Source organism: Stenotrophomonas sp. I18B00994 (assembly GCF_014145825.1).
GTDB lineage: Bacteria > Pseudomonadota > Gammaproteobacteria > Xanthomonadales > Xanthomonadaceae > Stenotrophomonas > Stenotrophomonas maltophilia.
This window is the reverse complement of sequence record NZ_JACIUW010000003.1, coordinates 106,869-125,233: the sequence shown is the minus strand read 5'-3', so window position 1 is coordinate 125,233 and position 18,365 is coordinate 106,869. Positions and strand designations below refer to the sequence as shown.

9 protein-coding genes, 1 tRNA gene and 2 pseudogenes are annotated in these 18,365 nt (G+C 62.2%); 11 read left to right on the top strand and 1 reads right to left on the bottom strand.

What is annotated here, in order from left to right:
• Nucleotides 1–35 precede the first annotated feature (35 nt).
• The 9 genes and pseudogenes from H4O10_RS04290 to H4O10_RS04250 all read left to right on the top strand — a co-directional run bounded on the left by H4O10_RS04290 (nt 36) and on the right by H4O10_RS04250 (nt 15,280).
• Nucleotides 36–3,011 (top strand): TonB-dependent receptor, encoded by a 2,976-nt coding sequence (locus H4O10_RS04290; RefSeq protein WP_049453758.1) that lies wholly within the window; start codon nt 36–38, stop codon nt 3,009–3,011.
• Between the two features lie 65 nt (nt 3,012–3,076).
• On the top strand, nt 3,077–4,432 hold the full coding sequence (locus H4O10_RS04285; protein WP_049453765.1) for a Gfo/Idh/MocA family oxidoreductase: 1,356 nt from the start codon (nt 3,077–3,079) through the stop codon (nt 4,430–4,432).
• A 313-nt stretch (nt 4,433–4,745) separates the two neighbouring features.
• A complete protein-coding gene (locus H4O10_RS04280; RefSeq protein ID WP_258015420.1) occupies nt 4,746–9,416 on the top strand; it encodes an RHS repeat-associated core domain-containing protein in 4,671 nt (1,556 codons plus the stop codon).
• Between the two features lie 23 nt (nt 9,417–9,439).
• Nucleotides 9,440–9,715 (top strand): hypothetical protein, encoded by a 276-nt coding sequence (locus H4O10_RS04275; RefSeq protein WP_049418016.1) that lies wholly within the window; start codon nt 9,440–9,442, stop codon nt 9,713–9,715.
• 68 nt (nt 9,716–9,783) lie between these two features.
• Nucleotides 9,784–10,590: pseudogene (locus H4O10_RS04270) on the top strand (RHS repeat-associated core domain-containing protein); the annotation flags it as partial.
• 1,702 nt (nt 10,591–12,292) lie between these two features.
• Nucleotides 12,293–13,609 (top strand): annotated as a pseudogene (locus H4O10_RS04265) (RHS repeat-associated core domain-containing protein); the annotation flags it as partial.
• A gap of 14 nt (nt 13,610–13,623) precedes the next feature.
• The gene (locus H4O10_RS04260; RefSeq protein ID WP_227832754.1) at nt 13,624–14,091 is read left to right on the top strand and encodes a hypothetical protein; all 468 of its coding nucleotides are present in this window, start codon (nt 13,624–13,626) and stop codon (nt 14,089–14,091) included.
• Nucleotides 14,092–14,336: 245 nt separating this feature from the next.
• Entirely contained in the window at nt 14,337–14,834 is a 498-nt protein-coding gene (locus H4O10_RS04255) for a hypothetical protein (RefSeq protein WP_224481903.1), read from the top strand.
• A complete protein-coding gene (locus H4O10_RS04250; RefSeq protein WP_049453480.1) occupies nt 14,831–15,280 on the top strand; it encodes a hypothetical protein in 450 nt (149 codons plus the stop codon). The genes H4O10_RS04255 and H4O10_RS04250 overlap by 4 nt, the downstream gene beginning before the upstream one ends.
• An 82-nt stretch (nt 15,281–15,362) precedes the next feature.
• Here the strand turns inward: H4O10_RS04250 and H4O10_RS04245 are convergent.
• Nucleotides 15,363–15,439 (bottom strand) — tRNA-Arg (locus H4O10_RS04245).
• Between the two features lie 149 nt (nt 15,440–15,588).
• Between H4O10_RS04245 and ubiA the strand changes: the two genes are divergently transcribed.
• Both ubiA and H4O10_RS04235 read left to right on the top strand, forming a co-directional pair.
• Nucleotides 15,589–16,482 carry a 4-hydroxybenzoate octaprenyltransferase gene (gene ubiA / locus H4O10_RS04240; protein ID WP_033833742.1) on the top strand — a complete coding sequence of 298 codons (894 nt, stop codon included), beginning with the start codon at nt 15,589–15,591 and terminating at the stop codon, nt 16,480–16,482.
• 435 nt (nt 16,483–16,917) lie between these two features.
• A complete protein-coding gene (locus tag H4O10_RS04235) occupies nt 16,918–18,342 on the top strand; it encodes a TIGR00366 family protein (RefSeq protein WP_172958426.1) in 1,425 nt (474 codons plus the stop codon).
• Nucleotides 18,343–18,365: the final 23 nt, after the last annotated feature.

The window sequence follows — 18,365 nt, the reverse complement described above, 5'->3', positions numbered from 1 at the left end:
TTATTGCGCTGCACCCCTGCCAGGAGAGAACCCCGATGTTGCCCGCCCGCCACCACCGCCCCCCCTGTCGTTCGATCGCTCCGCTGTCGCTGGCCATCGCCGGCGTGCTGCTGTCGGTCGCCGTTCCTGCCTTCGCCCAGGAGAGCAAGGACAAGGCCACCGACCTGGCCCGCATCGAGGTCACCGGCTCCAACATCCGCCGCACCGACGTTGAAACCGCCTCGCCGGTGCAGGTGATCAGCAAGCAGGACATCCAGAACATGGGTGCGCGCACGCTGCTGCAGGTGCTCGACAACCTGCCGGCCGCCCGCCCGGCGCAGCAGGACGCGCGCTCGCTGTTCACCGGTTCCGACGGTGCCTCGCAGGCCAACCTGCGTGGCCTCGGCGCGCAGGGCACGCTGGTGCTGCTGAACGGTCGTCGCCTGTCGTACTACGGCGCACCGGCCGGCTTCCAGACCCAGTTCGTCAACATCGATGCGATTCCGGCTGCGGCCATCGAGCGCATGGAAGTGCTGACCGACGGCGCCTCGGCGGTGTACGGCACCGACGCGGTGGCCGGCGTGATCAACGTGATCACCAAGCGCAACTTCCAGGGTGCCGAGGTCAGCTTCACCAACGACACCTCTTCGCGCATCGACTCCTATGGTGAGCGCCAGGCCAGCATCACCGCCGGTTTCGGTGACCTGGCCGAAAACCGCTTCAACATCTACGGCGCGGTGAACATGTACCGCCGCGACGCGATCCCGCTGAGCGATTTCTACGACAAGCGGCCCGACCAGTACTACGTCAACAATCCGAACTACCTCAACAACCTGCGCCTGGGCGTGGGCAGCAAGCCGGGTGAATTCAATCCGGGCACTTACTTCGCCTTCGATCCGGTCACCGGCCGCCGTGTGCAGGAAGCTGCGCCGGGTTGCAGGAACGTGCTGACCAGTGAAGCGGCCGGTCCGCGTTGCGTCTGGGAAACCTGGATGAACAACGAGATCGACGCCGGTGCCAAGTCCGAGCGCAACACCGCCTACCTCAACGGCACCTTCCTGGTCGGCGACAGCACCGAGATCTTCGCCGAGGCGACCTACACCGACATCGACCTGCGCGCCAACGGCGGTACGCCGCGCACCTACGGCACCACCACCGGCAACCCGACCAGCTGGTTCTCGCGCAATACCGGCAACACCGTCAACCAGTTCCTGTACCCGTTCCTGGGCCCGAACAACGAGTACAACCACGCCAGCCCGCAGATGAAGGCGATGATGGGCGGTGTGGTCGGCCTGAACTACCTGCTGCAGGATGCCGGCCCGAACTACTTCGGCCAGCGCAATACCGACAAGAGCTACCGCGTGCTGGCCGGCGCGCGTGGCAACCGCGGCGACTGGAACTGGGAAACCGCGTTCGCCAGCGCCGGCACCCACTCCACCACCTACCAGACGATCAACGTCAACACCAAGGGCTTCGAGAAGGCCTTCGGCCCGTACACGATCGATCCGGGCACCGGCCGCGTGATCATCTCCGACCACCCGGCGTACAAGTTCGGCGAGATCAGCGAAGCCAACGCCGCACTGATCCGTGAAGCGTTCCCGACCTTCGACATCCAGTCGTGGACCCGCCTGCACACCCTCGACGGCAAGATCGAAGGCCCGCTGTTCCAGCTGCCGGCCGGTGAGATGCGTGCGGCATTCGGCTTCAACGCCAGCCGCGAAACCTTCTACACTCCGGGCAACGCCGACGCCGCCAACGGCCTGATCACCCAGCAGGGCGGTTCCTGGTTCGACGGCAAGCGCAACACCTACGCGCTGTTCGCCGAAACCGTGGCGCCGATCACCGAGAAGCTGGAACTGGATGCGGCGGTGCGCGTGGACAAGTACCCGAATTTCAGCGCCAACGTGGCACCGAAGATCGGCTTCAAGTACCAGGCGTTCGACCAGCTGATGCTGCGCGGTACCTACTCCACCGGCTTCCGTGCACCGAGCCTGGCCGAGTCCGGCAATGGCGGCGTGTTCGCCCAGCTGGGCGGCTTCCGCGACGAGCTGCGCTGCAACGAGACCAATGCCATCGCCAACCTGTTGCTGAAGTCGCAGCGGCCGGGTGATGTCGACCTGGGCAAGAACATGCTGAACGTCGACTGCAGCCGCACCGTGGCCCGCATGACACAGCCGAACAAGGACCTGAAGCCGGAGAAGGCGAAGATCGCCACCCTCGGCTTCGTCTACGAGCCGGCGAGCTGGCTGTCGGTGTCGGCCGACTACTGGTTCATCTACCGCAACAACGAAATCGTCGCGCCGGACTATCGCCGCATGGAAGACATCATCTCGATGTCGCGCTCGCCGATCAGCGACAGCGACCGCGCCAACCTGGCGCAGCTGGCGGCCATGTGTGCCGACCCGGCCAGTGGCGTGAGCTGCCCGTCGGTACTGCCGGGCTATTCGGCCGGCAACGTGGCCAGCGTGGTGGGCCAGTACAAGAACCGAGGCAAGACCCTGATCGACGGCTTCGACATCGATGCGCGCAGCCGCTTCTCGCTGGGCGACTGGGGCAACCTGAACATCGGCCTGGCCGCCACCATCGCCAACCGCAACCGCTTCTACATGGATGCGGAGAACGGCTGGTACTACGGCGACGTGGTCGGCTACTACAACAACCCGCGCCTGCGTGCCACGCTCAATGCCGACTGGACCTACAAGCAGGTGACCACCAGCATGTTCGTCAACTACGTGGGCGGCACCAAGTGGGCCACCGACCAGGTTGATGAGGTGAGCAACAACAAGGAAACCTGCACCGGCGGCTACCTGGCCCTGCAGAAGAGCAAGTGCGATGGTGCGCCGTCGTGGTGGACTGCCAACATGAGTGTCACCTGGCGCCCGGATGACGCGTGGAACCTGAGCTTCACCGTCAAGAACCTGTTCAACCGCCTGCCGTTCTACGATCCGAACAGCTTCCTGGGTGACTCCAGTGACTACGCAACCATCTTCGGTCGTGGTTACAGTGTGACCATCGGCTACCGTTTCAAGTAATTCCGTTTGCGTGACCCGGCGGGCCGGCTACGGCCGGCTCGCTGCCAAGAGGAGAGATGTTTGCCATGAAGCGTAGGGAATTCATCGCGGCCAGTGCCGCTGTCGCCGCCAGCAGCCTGCTGCCGCAGACCCCGGCGTGGGCACGCGGGCGCAAAGTGCGCCTGGCCATGATCGGCACCGGCATGCGTGGCCTTGTGCTGCTGAAGGAGCTGGTGCGCCGCGACGATGTCGAGGTGGTCGCGCTGTGCGACATCGAACCGATCATGCTCGGCCGTGCCATGGACATGGTGGCCAAGGCCGGCAAGCCGGCCCCGAAGACCTACGGCCAGGACCGCGATACCAACGCCTGGAAGCGCCTGCTGGAACAGAAGGGCATCGATGGCGTGATCATCGCCACGCCGTGGGAGTACCACGCACCGATGGCGATCGCCGCCATGCAGGCCGCCGTGGCCGTGGGCTGCGAAGTGGTGGCCGGTATCACCCTGCAGGACCACTGGGACGTGCTGAAGACCCAGCTGAGCACGGGCACCCCGTACATGCTGCTGGAGAACGTCTGTTACCGCCGCGACGTGATGGCCGCGCTGCAGATGGTGCGCCAGGGCCTGTTCGGCGAGCTGGTGCATCTGCAGGCCGGCTACCAGCATGACCTGCGCGGTGTGAAGTTCAATTCCGGCGACCCGAACCAGCCCTACGACAGCGGCGTGGAATTCGGCCCCAAGGGCTGGAGCGAAGCACGCTGGCGCACCGAGCATTCGGTGGAACGCAACGGCGAGCTGTACCCCAGCCACGGCATCGGCCCGTGCGCGATGTACACCGGCATCAACCGTGGCAACCGCTTCACCCATATCAATGCCTTCGCGACCAAGGCGCGTGGCCTGCACGAGTACACCGTTGCCAAGAGCGGTGGCACCACCCACCCCAGCACCAAGGTGAAGTTCAAGCTGGGCGACATCGTCACCACCACGCTGGCCTGCGAGAACGGCGAGACCATCCTGCTGCAGCACGACACTTCGCTGCCGCGCCCGTACTCGATGGGCTTCCGCGTGCAGGGCACCAAGGGCCTGTGGATGGACGTGAACCATTCGATCCACATCGAAGGCCGTAGCCCGCCGCACCAGTGGGAAGAGTTCAAGAAGTACCAGGACGAGTACGAGCACCCGCTGTGGAAGCAGAACGCCGACACCGCCGCCAGCGCCGGCCACGGTGGCATGGACTGGTTCGTCATCCATGCCTTTGTTGAAGCGCTGAAGGCGAAGGCTCCGATGCCGATCGACATCTACGACGCAGTGACCTGGAGCGCGATCACCCCGCTGAGCGAGCAGTCGATCGCCAACAGCTTCCAGACGCTGGAGTTCCCGGACTTCACCGCTGGCGCGTGGAAGCAGCGCAAGCCGATCTTTGCGTTTGATGGGAAGTACTGAGATTTACCCCTTCCATGCGGTGACGGAAACGCCGGGCGATGCCCGGCGTTTCTGTTTCTGGGGCATTCGCCTTGTAGAGCCGAGCCCACGCTTGGCTGCATTTCCGACACGCCCCCCCCCGCATCAGAAAGTTCTGAAATTTGACTCATTCCACAGTTTTTTGACTTGAATGTGTAAACCACATCGGAGATAACGTCCCCATGCGGCCACGCCGCATTCCGGACCAGGGACGATCCGAAGCATGACGTGAGGAGGTTGCTGCCCACGTTCTCGTTCCCGCCGGCGCTGTGTCCGTCCAGGAAGGAGAACAGGGATGTTGAAGGCAAACTCTGGCACTTCGCTCATCAGTCTTGCGCTGTTCGTGCTGGCGTGCTCGACGTCCAGCGTGCAGGCGCAGGAGATCGAGAAGAAATGGGAAAGCTACTTCTCGATGGGAGAGCCCCGTTCCACGGAGGCGGCTGTCCAGAAAGACATACGGGCCTTCTTCGCCGAGTATGAGGTCGATAAGCCTTTCGTTTGGGAGGTCAAGCGCCAGAGGGCCCTTCCTAACAAGACGATCTATGACTATCGCGTCAAGCCCGAGAAGATCGTCACCACGGATTGGGTGTATGAGCAGAACCATCAGAAGTACGCCACGGAGGATGCCGTCCGCAGCATGTTCCTGTCGAAGAATGCGAGCGATCCGCGGTGCGCTGCCACCGTCATGACTGAAGAGGCCTGGGAGGAGGTTGGCGGGCTTGGAGTGGGAGATGACGGTAGCGTCATCAACGAAAGCAAGCGCTACAAATTCGCTAAGAACACTTATTTCGAGGGCATTAATTCCTGCAGGCAGACGGTCTTCTGGCAAAATGCATCTCGGAGTAGAACCGCAAAATGCATGAATCGCCCCATGATGATGTGGGACGATAACCTGGGCATGTGCGCCCTGATCCAGCAGGACGACCCAAACATGGCAATGCTGCTGGCCTACTGGACTTCTCCGCTGCCGCCGCAGCAGTGCAAAGTCGGTAATCCATGCGACCCTACCACCGGCGACAAGTCTCAGCCGGAAGCGGACCTTGATTTCGGGTGGGTCCGCTTCGATCGCCAGTATCATTCCTTGACCAGCACCAGCGGCGGAGCCATTGGCCAAGGTTGGACGCACTCGCACAATATTCACCTGACGCTCGGCATTGATGACACGGGCTATCCGCCGAGTTCGGAAGTCCAGGTGGGTTTGATTGACGCTGAGGGTGGCCAGCTCGCCTTCAAGAAGGTGGGAGCGGTGTATGAGGCAATGGATGGCAGTGGGGACCGCGTGGCTCAACAGGGGAGCCTATGGTTGTTGTCGCGGGCTCAGGAGCGCATTCAGTTCGATGCCGGCGGCCTTATGCAGCGCCGCGATTTCGAAGACGGAACCTCGCTAACCTATGCACGCGACAGCCATGGCCGCCTGCTCAGCATCACCCATTCAACCGGCCGGCGCGTGGACGTCCAGTATCTCGCGCCGGGTGACGATTCGCTGATCTCGGCCCTGGTGATCGCCGGCCAGCCCGTGGTGAGCTACGCCTATTCCCCGGCCGGGGAATTGATCAGTGCGACCTACGCAGACGGTGCCAGCCGCACGTATCACTATGAGGACGCCCGCTTCCCGGGCTACCTGACCGGCATTACCGCCGAGGGCAACCAGCGTTACAGCTGGTACGGCTACGACGCCAAGGGGCGGGTCACCTGCAGCCGCCATTCCGGCGATTGCAGTCAGGCCGACGTGGGCATTGATGGCGTGCGCCTGGAGTACACCCTGGCAGGCACCACGATCGTCACCGACGCACTGGGCAAGCAGAGCACCTACGCATTGACCGCCAGCGGCGCCAGCGGCCTTCCGCGCAAGGTCAACGGCGTCACCGAGAGCAACGGCAGCATCAGTCGCACCTATCTGCCCGAGGGCACCGATTTCCGGCGCCGGCTGCAGTCGGTGACCGATCGCCGAGGCGTTGTCACCCAGTATGCCTATTCCGAGGCCAGCGATGCTGCCACAGGCGCCATCAGCGTGACCACCACCACCGAAGCGGCCGGTACTCCGGACCAGCGCGTCAGCGAAATGCGCGTGGCCATGGACAGCAATCGGCTGGTGCAGCAGACCGTCGGTAACCGTGAGATCCGCATCGTGCGCAATGCACGCCTCCAGCCGACCACCATCGCCGTGCGCGACATGGTGACCGGTGACAACCGCGTCACCACGCAGACCTACTGTGAGGCAGAGGGCCCGGAGTGCCCGCTGATGGGACTGCTGCGTAGCGTGGATGGCCCGCGTAGTGATGTGGCGGATGTCTCCACCTATGCCTACTACACCGCGGATGACGCGGGGTGCGCGGCCAATGGTGCCTGCAGCTATCGCAAGGGCGACCTGCGCAGCGTGACCAATGCGCTGGGCCAGACGGTCGAGACCTTGGCCTACGACGCGTTCGGGCGGCCGTTGTCGGTCAAGGACGCCAACGGCGTGGTAACTGATTACACCTACCATCCCCGCGGCTGGCCGACCTCGATCACCGTGCGCGGTGCCACCACAGCCGAGGACCGGGCTACCCAGATCAGCTACTGGCCGACCGGCCAAGTGCAGCAGGTCACCGAGCCCGACGGCAGCAGCGTCACCTACGTCTACGACGCCGCGCAGCGGCTGACGGATATCGCCGACAGCGCTGGCAACACCATCCACTACACGCTGGACAATGCCGGCAACCGCCTCAAGGAAGACACGCTGGATACTGGCGGCACGCTGCGTCGCACCCTGGCGCGGACGTTCAACACGCTTGGCCAGCTGACCGCGCTGAAGGATGCGGGCAACCACGCCACCGGCTTTGCCTACGATGCCAACGGCAACCCGCAGACGATCACCGACGCACTGCAGCGCGTGACCAGCCAGCAGTACGACCCGCTCAACCGCCTGGCGCAGACCCTGCAGGATGTCGGCGGCGTGGCGGCGGAGATCCGCAGCCAGTACAACGCGCTGGACCAGGTCACCCAGGTCACCGACCCGAAAGGCCTGCATACGACCTATGCCTACAACGGGTTCGGTGATCTGACCGGGCAGGTCAGCCCGGACAGTGGCGCCAGCAGCTTCACCGTGGACGCCGCCGGCAACCGCAAGACGGCCACCGATGCACGCGGCATCACCGCCACCTATCACTACGATGCACTCAACCGCCTGATCGGCATCGCCTACCCGGACCCCAATCTGGACGTGGGCTACAGCTACGACGTGGCGCCTGCCGCGTGTACCGCCGACGAGCGCTTTGCCAAGGGGCGCCTGGGGCAGGTGCTGCACGCCAATGGCAGCACCCAGTACTGCCACGACCGCTTCGGCCAGGTCACCCGCAAGGTGCAGACCGTCAATGGTGTGGCCAGCACACTGCGCTATGCCTACAGCAAGTCGGGTCGCCTGACTGCGTTGACCTACCCCGACGGCAGCGTGGCCGACTACGTGCGCGATACCCAAGGCTGCATCAGCCAGATCGGCCTGACCCGCCCCGGCCAGGTACGGCAGATCGTGGTGAACAACGTGACCTGTGCGGCCTTCGGCCCGGCGACCGGCTGGACCTACGGCAACGGCCGCCAGCTGCAGCGTCCGTTGGATCTGGATTACCGCCCGCAGGCGGTACATGACTCGGCCGCAGGTGGCCTGTCGCTGGGCTATGGCTACGACCCGGTCGGGTCGATCACCGAGCTGAAGAACGGCGCAGGTTCGACGGTGCTGGCCAAGTACGCCTACGACGCTCTGGGCCGCTTGACCCAGACCCAGGACGGCGCAACTGGCACACCGATTGAGACCTATGCCTATGACGCCACTGGCAATCGGACCGCGCTGATCACCTCGACAGGCACCGCCAGCTACACCTATCCAGCAACCAGCCATCGCTTGACTGCAGTGGATGGTGAAACGCGCAACCATGACGCGGTGGGCAACACCACCAGCATCGGCGGCAAGACGTTCATCTACAACGATGCCAACCGCATGAACGCGGTGAAGCAGGGCAATGCCGTACTGGAAAGCTACGGTTACAACCACCGCGGTGAACGCGTTCTGCGTACCCCGGCCGGCGGCGCAGCGCAGATCACCTTGTACGACGAAGCAGGGCAGTGGCTGGGCAACTACTCGGCCACGGGGCTGGCGCAGCAGCAGGCCATCTGGCTGGACAACTACCCGGTGGCGCTGATCAATGTGCCGGATACCGGCGTGCCGGAACTGGCCTACGTGCAGCCGGATCATCTGGGCACACCGCGCGTGGTGATTGATCCGGTGAGTGATGTCGCGATCTGGGAGTGGAACAACAGGAGCGAGGTGTTCGGCAACCAGATTCCGAGTGCCGATCCCGATGGCGATGGTGTGGTGTTCGAGCTGGCGTTGCGCTTCCCCGGCCAGCAGGCGACGGATTCGAGTGGGTTGTTCTACAACTACCAGCGCGAGTACGACCCGGCGGTGGGGCGGTATTCGCAGAGTGATCCAATTGGGTTGGATGGGGGAATCTCAACCTTCAGTTACGCGGATCTCACTCCACAGGCTAAAGCGGACCCGCTCGGATTGGCGACATGGACTGGAACCATGACGTTTGCGGGCACTGGCGTAGGGATTGTAGGTGGTGTGGGTGGTGCAAGACTGACCCTTACGTCCGAATGTCTCAATGGACGTCAGGCGTCCGTCGAACTCGGCTTTGCTGGGGTTGGCGTCGGCACTGGATCTCCCATCTCCGTCACCGTCTCTAATGTCACTCTCACTGGAGGCAACCTGATGTATGTCGATCCAAGCGAATTGCTCGGAGCTTCTTCCATTCTTTCGTTGGGAGCAGCGGCCGGTGGGGGGGGCTCTCTGTCAACCCTGAGGATTGGCGATGTATCTTCATTTGGAATTGGGGGGCAGGGGGGTTGGGATGCCTCGGCGAGCTACCTGATTGGGCGAAGCAGATTCATGGGGAATGGAGTTACCTGGAGCGACTGCGAATGTCATTAGAATCAGTTTTTGAAGCCCTTTGCATGCTCGCTATCGCAACGTTGTTGATAGCTTTCGTTTCGCGAATTTTTCTGGTTTGGGAGTTAAGGAGAAATTCCCCTGAACTGTGGGACACCCTTGGCAGGCCTGCGATCCTGGAGCGAGATCATTTCTTAACCAAGTATCCGATCTGCGGATGGAAGCGGGTTCATAACGGCGCATCAGGAGTGCGCAAGTTGTTCCTCTTGGTGTTCTGGTTCTCGTTCCTTGTGTATCTCATATCGCTGATTCCCCTGATCGTGATCTGGATTATGCGCTGATCCTCTTCCGTTGGTCTGAAGCCATTGCGCTATGCTCTGTCCCGCGGGCCAATTGCGATTGCGACACGCTGGGCCGCCTGACCCAGACCCAGGACGGCGCGACTGGCACGCCGATCGAAACCTACGCGTATGACGCCACCGGTAATCGCGCTTCGCTGACCACCTCGGCAGGCACCGCCAGCTACACCTACCCCGCAACCAGCCATCGCCTGACTGCGGTGGATGGCGAAGCGCGCACCCATGACGCAGCGGGCAATACCACCAGCATCGGCAGCAAGACCTTCACCTACAGCGATGCCAACCGCATGAACGCGGTGAAGCAGGGCGATGCCGTGCTGGAAAGCTACGGTTACAACCATCGCGGCGAGCGCGTGCTGCGTACTCCAGCCGGTGGCGCAGCTCAGATCACGCTGTACGATGAGGCCGGGCAGTGGCTGGGCAACTACTCGGCCACGGGGCAGGCGCAACAGCAGGCCATCTGGCTGGATAACCACCCGGTGGCGCTGATCAACGTGCCGGGCACCGGCGTGCCGGAACTTGCCTACGTCCAACCAGATCATCTGGGCACGCAGCGCGTGGTGATCGATCCGGTACGGAATGTCGCGATCTGGGAGTGGAGCAACAAGAGCGAGGTATTCGGCAACCAGATTCCGAGTGCCGACCCGGATGGGGATGGTGTGGCGCTCGAGCTGGCGCTGCGATTCCCGGGCCAGCAGGCGACGGATTCGAGTGGGTTGTTCTACAACTACCAGCGCGAGTACGACCCGGCGGTGGGGCGGTATTCGCAGAGTGATCCGATCGGTTTGAGAGGCGGAGCTTCAATCTACGCGTACACAGGAAATGATCCGTTAGACTTTGTCGATCCATTAGGACTTCTCCGCTATCACTCCTGGGTCAGCAAGAAGTACCCCGCGACGACGGAATTCTTGAATGGAACGAAAGATCGAATGACCAGTCGCAAATATGATGGATTCCAGCGATACGGAAACATCGGACAGGGGCATCTTGATCAGCTTCTATCGAAATGCGATGGGCCAGTCATTACGCCAAAATACATGAGGCATGACGATGGTGGTTACGCGCCTGGCTCGGGTGAGATATTTATTCATGAGACCTATTTTGACCGCTTCGAATCGGGTGACCGAAGCCCAGAACTCCTGCAGAAGCTGGAAAGAACACTGGAGCACGAGTTGGTTCAATTCTCGGAGTATTTCTGGAACAAAAATCAGTACAAGGGCGAGGAGGGTTGGAGCTATGAAGAGTATGTCTATGGGATCAGAAGGCCTGCTTCACACTAACCTCTTTCGCGTTGGCTTGTGCTTGATAATTGCATTTACCCTATTTGGATGCGCAAAGTCATCCAGTGAAAGAGGTGCTCCCTGTAGTCATGATCCGGTGGCAATCATCCAGGCGGCATCCTCGGATTCAGCGCTTTCTGCATACGGAGGAGATGGATGGGGATCTTCACGGATAAACGTTCTATGGGATGGCGATGAATCGTCATCTTCATTGCCGTTGTGCGAAGCCAACGGCGGGAGATTTCAGTTCGTAAAGTCGTCGTCATATGATCGCACTTCGCCATTCATTGCCATTGAGAAGTTGTACTTTGATGACGATGCTGCTTTCATGGAAATCGGATTCCCTCCGACAGGAAAGAACGCAGATGTGTTCTTGAGAAAAGAGGAAGGAGTATGGCGGGTCAAGAAGACACATCTATGGGAGAACTAGCCCCATCCACATCGGGTCTCTACGTTTGCTCCGTCTGCCCTAGCATCCCGTGCGTCGGACCCGAGCTGATTCTTCTCGAACGCTACCTCCATGATCGCCATTGTTCGGTAGCACACGCCGCATGTGCGGCGTGTGTTCCATAACATCCGCATCGGGCCTGTGTGGCGTGCGGCAGCTCTCACTGGACGAGAACACTGGTGGGGCCAAGGGACTCAACAGGAAGCAATCAGTACCCATACTCAACTGAACGCCGTGCTCTCCCAGGTATCCTCGCCCCCTGGTCAGACCGCGACGGCAGTCAGTGCAGTAGCATCCAAGTATCCCGTACAGCTACTGAGCCGCGCTGCCTCGGGTTTCGGTGTCAGTTGTATATTTTCACCAGCGGTAAGGATCCCGGTATCCGGCTCGCTGTCTATGTTCATCCTTTAGAGTTACCTATCAGCATCCTGATGCTGTCGCAGCGGCGGCAATAGTTGGCGCGGAGGTTTGCCGGTGAGGTCGATACTTTCATTCACGTGCTCCTCCTGCGGGGCACGTGAACAGAGCTTCTCTACATTCAATTCACTTAACAAGTCGGTGCGGAAGTATTGCGGGCGTTGCGGATTCGGCGTCGAGTCTGTACAGATATGTGCTTCTTCTACTCTATGCTCATGTACTGGCCGTCATCGCTGCATTCCCTTCGTGCTTGCGGTTACAGGCAATAAATGGTGGCTGGCCCTGACAGTTGTAATAGTGTTCGCACTCTTGGTCCTCGCTCCTGCCATGGTAATTCACGCCAAAAACGCGGTGCGTTGCGCGGGTACGGAATCGTAGAATTGCCATGCTTGGACTCAATCGGCCGCAACGACCTCTGAACTGAAGACCGGCACATGCTCGACGGTGCTGGCCAAGTACGCCTACGACACGCTGGGCCGCCTGACCCAGACCCAGGACGGCGCGACCGGCACGCCGATTGAAACCTATGCGTATGACGCCACCGGCAATCGCATCGCATTGACCACCTCGGCAGGCACCGCCAGCTACACCTATCCCGCAACCAGCCACCGGCTGACCGCCGTGGACGGCGAAGCGCGCAACCATGACGCGGCGGGCAACACCACCAGCATCGGCAGCAAGAAGTTCACCTACAGCGATGCCAATCGCATGAACGCGGTGAAGCAGGGTAATGCCGCACTGGAGAGCTACGGTTACAACCATCGCGGCGAGCGCGTGCTGCGCAGCCCGGCCGGTGGCGCTGCTCAGATCACCCTGTATAACGAAGCAGGGCAGTGGCTGGGCAACTACTCGGCCACGGGGCAGGCGCAGTTGCAGGCCATCTGGTTGGACAACTATCCGGTGGCGCTGATCAATGTGCCGAGTACCGGTGTTCCGCAGCTGGCCTACGTGCAGCCGGATCATCTGAGTACGCCGCGCGTGGTGATCGATCCGATGCGCGATGCGGCGATCTGGGAGTGGAACAACAAGAGCGAGGTGTTCGGTAACCAGATTCCGAACGCTGATCCGGATGGGGATGGTGGGGCGTTCGAGCTGGCGCTACGATTCCCGGGCCAGCAGGCCACGGATGCGAGTGGGTTGTTCTACAACTACCAGCGGGAGTATGACCCGGCAGCGGGGCGCTATTCGCAGAGTGATCCGATGGGATTCGACGGAGGGGTATCTACCTTCTCCTATGTATCAGCTGATCCAGTGCAGGCGGTTGATCCGCTCGGACTGCTGGCCAATTGCACTTGCGTGGACGGTGGAGTTCATATCGACATCCCTATTCGCTTCAGTGGTGAGGGAGCTACTCCTGAGACTTTGAGAAAAATGATAAATGCAATTGAATCGACCTGGTCTGCGCCCGGATTTACAGTGACTGTTAGCCAGCCGGAGAAAGGTCGGTTAAACCGTGTTGAGGTTCCGCTGGGGAAGGGGGCGACCGTAACTGGAGGCAGTGTCGGTAAATGGTATGCAGGAAACACTGAGTGGACGGCTGCGCACGAAGCAGGGCATTTGATGAAATTCAAGTACGATGGTCGTTTTGATATGTACGATGTGGTGTCGCAGGCGCCATCTCGTTCTACCAAGCCCGTTCCGGGGTGGGAGGGAAACATCATGGCAGAGCATCTTGGCGTTCCAGACGATAGGGTTCGGGATGCTATCAAGAAGCGGTTGGGGTGCAAATGATGGTGAGTCTACGCGTGGCTGCGCTCCTTCTTCCATTGCTCGGAGGCTGTGGCACTAGCCAGATCAAACACATTGAATGGAACTCAGATTGGGTGGACGTTTCATCGGATGAGATCATTCCTGGGAACTCGACGACACTTCGAAGTGACCGCTTGGCCACCTTGAATCCGCAGAGCGAAAAATCGATTGCTCAGTGGATGCTCGATCAGAACTTGAGCATCATCCAAGCATCGGATGCGGCTGAGAAATTCGCGCCACTACAGTTGAATGGGTTAGTGCCGGCAGAGGGGGAGACTGTTTATCTCGTCAGAGCGGCCTCGGGTGCAGGAGGCGGGAGTTTTGTCGGCTACATAAATGACAATGGAATTCTCATCTTGTACGGGGTAATGGGAAGTTGTGGGGAGCAAGTGCATCGAGTGGTTGCTGTGAGCCTGAGTAAGAGGCCTGCCAAGGTCTTCGGAGGGTGTTCAGGAGCGCTTTGAAGATTCTTATGTGTGTGGGTCTGAGGTGGGATGTGTGGGTCTGAGGTGGGAATAGGGAAGTGGGAATTTCATTTGCGAGCGCTCTGTTGGTGTCTACCGTGCGTGCAGTTCGATGAACATCATGGATCCTGTACTCAGCGAACTTCTTTCCCGGTTCGGTGTCGACAGTGACTTCGGGCAGGCAGTACTCTCGAGCGCTGCGCGATGGGCTGCGTGAGTAGGCCGCCAAGCAGGAGGCAAGGTGCATGAGCTCCCGCGCTCCTCCACAACAGAACGCGATCGGCCTGCACGCCTCGGAGAGGTACAAGATGAAAGCGAGGCAGATTCTTCGGTACGGGCTGGCCTACGCGGTGTCGTGTGGAGCACTCTGGCTGTTCCTGCACTTTGTGGGCAGGGCGCTTTACGCCTTCGACTCACATCAGGTTTTCTTCTGGCTGTATGCCGTCAGCCTTCTGTTGCTGGGAATGGGCGCACGGGTTCCCGCCGCTGGCCGCCTGACGTTCAGGCGGCTTGCCAAGGGGGCTGGCTTGGGGCTGCTCGCGGGCCTTCTGGCCCAGGTCGTGGTACTTGTACTGGAAGCCTACAGATTCAGCGGATTCAGGCCATCGCTGCTCTGGCAGGTACCGGTTTCGCTGACGGTGATCAGCGTCGTGCTGCTCACGCCGCTCTGGGGCGTAGTGCTGGTTGCCCTCACCGCCGCATTCCGCCGCGACAACCACCCACATCAGGCCTCGAACCCATGAAGCGCCTGACTGCCTTTTGCCTCGCGGCCGCACTGACATCCTGTGCGGCGCATCCGAACCGCACGACGAAGTGTCAGCCGGTCCAATTCACTTACATCGGCACCGAGAGCATCGACGGGCTGACCTATGGGCGCTTCCAGGTCAGCCACAACGCTGGTCAGCCGCTTCAGCTGTGGGTGGATGAGAGACGCAGGTTGAACTCAAGGACCGCTCGCGCAGAGATGAGGTGCACAGGCGAAGATGCCTGGCGGCCTTACAACGTGATCCTTGAGGAAATCACACCGGGAGCGATCGGGGTGTCGATCGGGCAGGATGAACAGCAGAGCGTTCTGTTCGATGGTGATGGCCTGTTCCTGCCCGGCGCATCCAGCGCGGGCGCGAATTACTCCATCGTGGTACAGGACGCTGCCGGTTGCGAACATCGCTCGGCAACGTTCATTCCCTGACATTCCTGGCGGCGAGCCGGATTCCTTGCGACTTCGCAGCATCGCCCGGTTGGGACGCTGCGTACAGGCAATGAAGGAAAAATGGCGCGCCCGGAGGGATTCGAACCCCCGACCAATGGCTTCGGAAGCCACTACTCTATCCGGCTGAGCTACGGGCGCGTTGTAGAACTGCCGCGCCGTCGGCCAGTGCCGGGGCGGGCATCGCAGCGCCATGAGGCGGTGCGGGACCGGCATTCTATCCAGTTTCGCCGAACAAATCTCCCCCCACCGGCAAAGCCCTGCCGGAGGGGCAGGAGTATCCTATCGCCATGGCTGATACCCCCCTCACTTCGCCGCAGTCGCCGGCGACGCCGCGTTGGCGGCATTACTGGAGTCTGATGCGCGCTGATCGCCCGATCGGCACGTTGCTGCTGCTGTGGCCCACCTGGTGGGCGTTGTGGCTGGCTGCTGGCGGCCTGCCGCCGCTGTGGACGCTGTTCGTGTTCACAGCAGGCGTGTGGCTGACCCGCTCGGCCGGTTGCGTCATCAACGACTACGCCGACCGCTGGCTCGACCCGCACGTGGAACGCACCAAGGCGCGTCCGCTGGCCACCGGCGCAATCAGCGGCCGCGCCGCGCTCGCTCTGTTCGCGGTGCTGATGCTGGTGGCGTTCGGCCTGGTGCTGACCCTGAATGGCCTGACCATCGGCTTGAGCTTCATCGGCGTGTTCCTGGCCGCCAGCTACCCCTACCTGAAACGCTATACCCATCTGCCGCAGGTCTACCTGGGCATGTCGTTCGGCTGGGGCATCCCGATGGCCTTCGCCGCCGTGCAGGGCGAGGTGCCGATGCTGGGCTGGCTGCTGTACGCCGGCAACATCCTGTGGTCCACCGCCTACGACACCTGGTACGCCATGGTCGACCGCGAGGACGACCTGAAGATGGGCTCGCACTCCACCGCGATCCTGTTCGGCGACCTCGACCTGGTCATCCAGGGCGTGCTGTACGCGCTGTTCCTGGCCACCATGGCGCTGGTCGGCGTGCGTGGCGGGCTGGGTGGGTACTATCTGGCCGGCGTGGCCGTGGCCACCGCGCTGGTGGTGTACGAGTTCTGGATCTGCCGCAACCGCGAGCGCGGCCCGTGCTTCAAGGCGTTCCTGCACAACAACTGGGTGGGTGCCGCGCTGTTTGCCGGCGTCGCCGTGGATCTGGCACTGCGTTGAGCCCAAGGTGAGGTAGTGCCGGCCGCTGGCCGGCACTACCGCCACCCACCACCTGCGATGATGCTTGGATCTGGTAGAGCCGGCCGCTGGCCGGCTGTACCCGTGCGCGATCGCGAGATTGCCGGCCAGCGGCCGGCACTACCACCACCCACCACCTGCGATGATGCTTGGATCTGGTAGAGCCGGCCGCTGGCCGGCTGCACCCGTGCGCGATTCCGAGGTTGCCGGCCAGCGGCCGGCACTACCGCCACCCACTACCTGCGACCGTCCCCAGGTCTGGTAGAGCCGGCCGCTGGCCGGCTGCACCCGTGTGCGATGCCCAGGTTGCCGGCCAGCGGCCGGCACTACCCTCCTCGGCGACCTACGACCAATAGGTGGCTGACAGGCCGCACCCCACCGCCCAGAATCGATCCATCGAACCTGGGAGGGTAGGCGATGGCCTCGACGGCAGCAGTACAGGACGGCTGGATGGCGCGCGCAGCGCTGCGCTCGGCCGCCTGGGCGGAAAAGTGGTTCCCCGATGCGTACGTGTTCGCGGTTCTGGGCGTTGTCATCGTCGCGCTGGCCGCGATGGGCTTCGGCTCGACCCCGCAGACCACCGCCAGCGCCTTCGGTGACGGTTTCTGGAGCCTGATCCCCTTCACCATGCAGATGGCCTTCGTGGTCATCGGTGGCTACGCCGTGGCGACCGCGCCGGTGGTCGCACGCTTCATCGATTTCCTGGCCCGGGTGCCGCGTACCGGCCGTGGTGCGGTGGTGTACGTGGGCCTGGTCAGCATGCTCGCTTCGCTGCTCAGCTGGGGCTTCTCGCTGGTGTTCGGTGGCCTGCTGGTGCGCGCGCTGGCCCGCCGTACCGAACTGCGCATGGACTACCGCGCGGCCGGTGCGTCGGCGTATCTCGGCCTGGGTGCGGTGTGGGCCATGGGATTGAGCTCGTCGGCCGCACAGCTGCAGGCCAACCCGGCCAGCATGCCGCCCGGCCTGGTCGAGATCACCGGCGTCCTGCCGTTCACCGAAACCATCTTCCTGTGGCAGTCGATCGCACTGACCGCGGTGCTGATCCTGGTCTCGCTGCTGATCGCCTGGTTGACCGCACCGGCCGCCGGCAGTGCCCGCACCGCTGAAGACTTCCCCGGCGCCGCGCAGGCCGAGCCGCAGCCGTTGCAGCGCCGCACGCGCCCGGGCGAATGGCTGGAGTACAGCCCGCTGCTGACCGTGCTGCTCTCGCTGCTGGCGTTCGGCTGGCTGTTCAACGAGTTCGCCAACAAGCCGGTGGTCACCGCCATCGCCAACCTCAACACCTACAACTTCCTGTTCATTTCGCTGGGCCTGCTGCTGCACTGGCGGCCGCGCAGCTTCCTCAACGCGGTGGCCAAGGCGGTGCCCAGCACCACCGGCGTGCTGATCCAGTTCCCGCTGTACGGTGGCATCGCGATGATCCTCACCCACGCTGCCGGTGGCGACGGGCAGACACTGGCGCACCGGCTGTCGAGCCTGTTCGTGCACGTGGCCAGCACCGATACCTTCGCGCTGGTGATGGGCGTCTACTCGGCGGTGCTGGGCTTCTTCGTGCCCTCCGGTGGTGGCAAGTGGATCATCGAGGCGCCGTACGTGATGCAGGCCGCCAACGAACTGAAGGCACACCTGGGCTGGGCGGTGCAGGTCTACAACGCGGCCGAAGCGCTGCCGAACCTGATCAATCCGTTCTGGATGCTGCCGCTGCTGGGCGTGCTGGGTCTGAAGGCACGCGACATCGTGGGCTTCACCTTCATACAGCTGCTGGTGCACATCCCGCTGGTGCTGGGCCTGCTGTGGCTGCTGGGGATGACCCTGGCGTATGTGCCGCCGGTGATGCCCTGAATGCTGGGCTTGCTTGCCTGCGT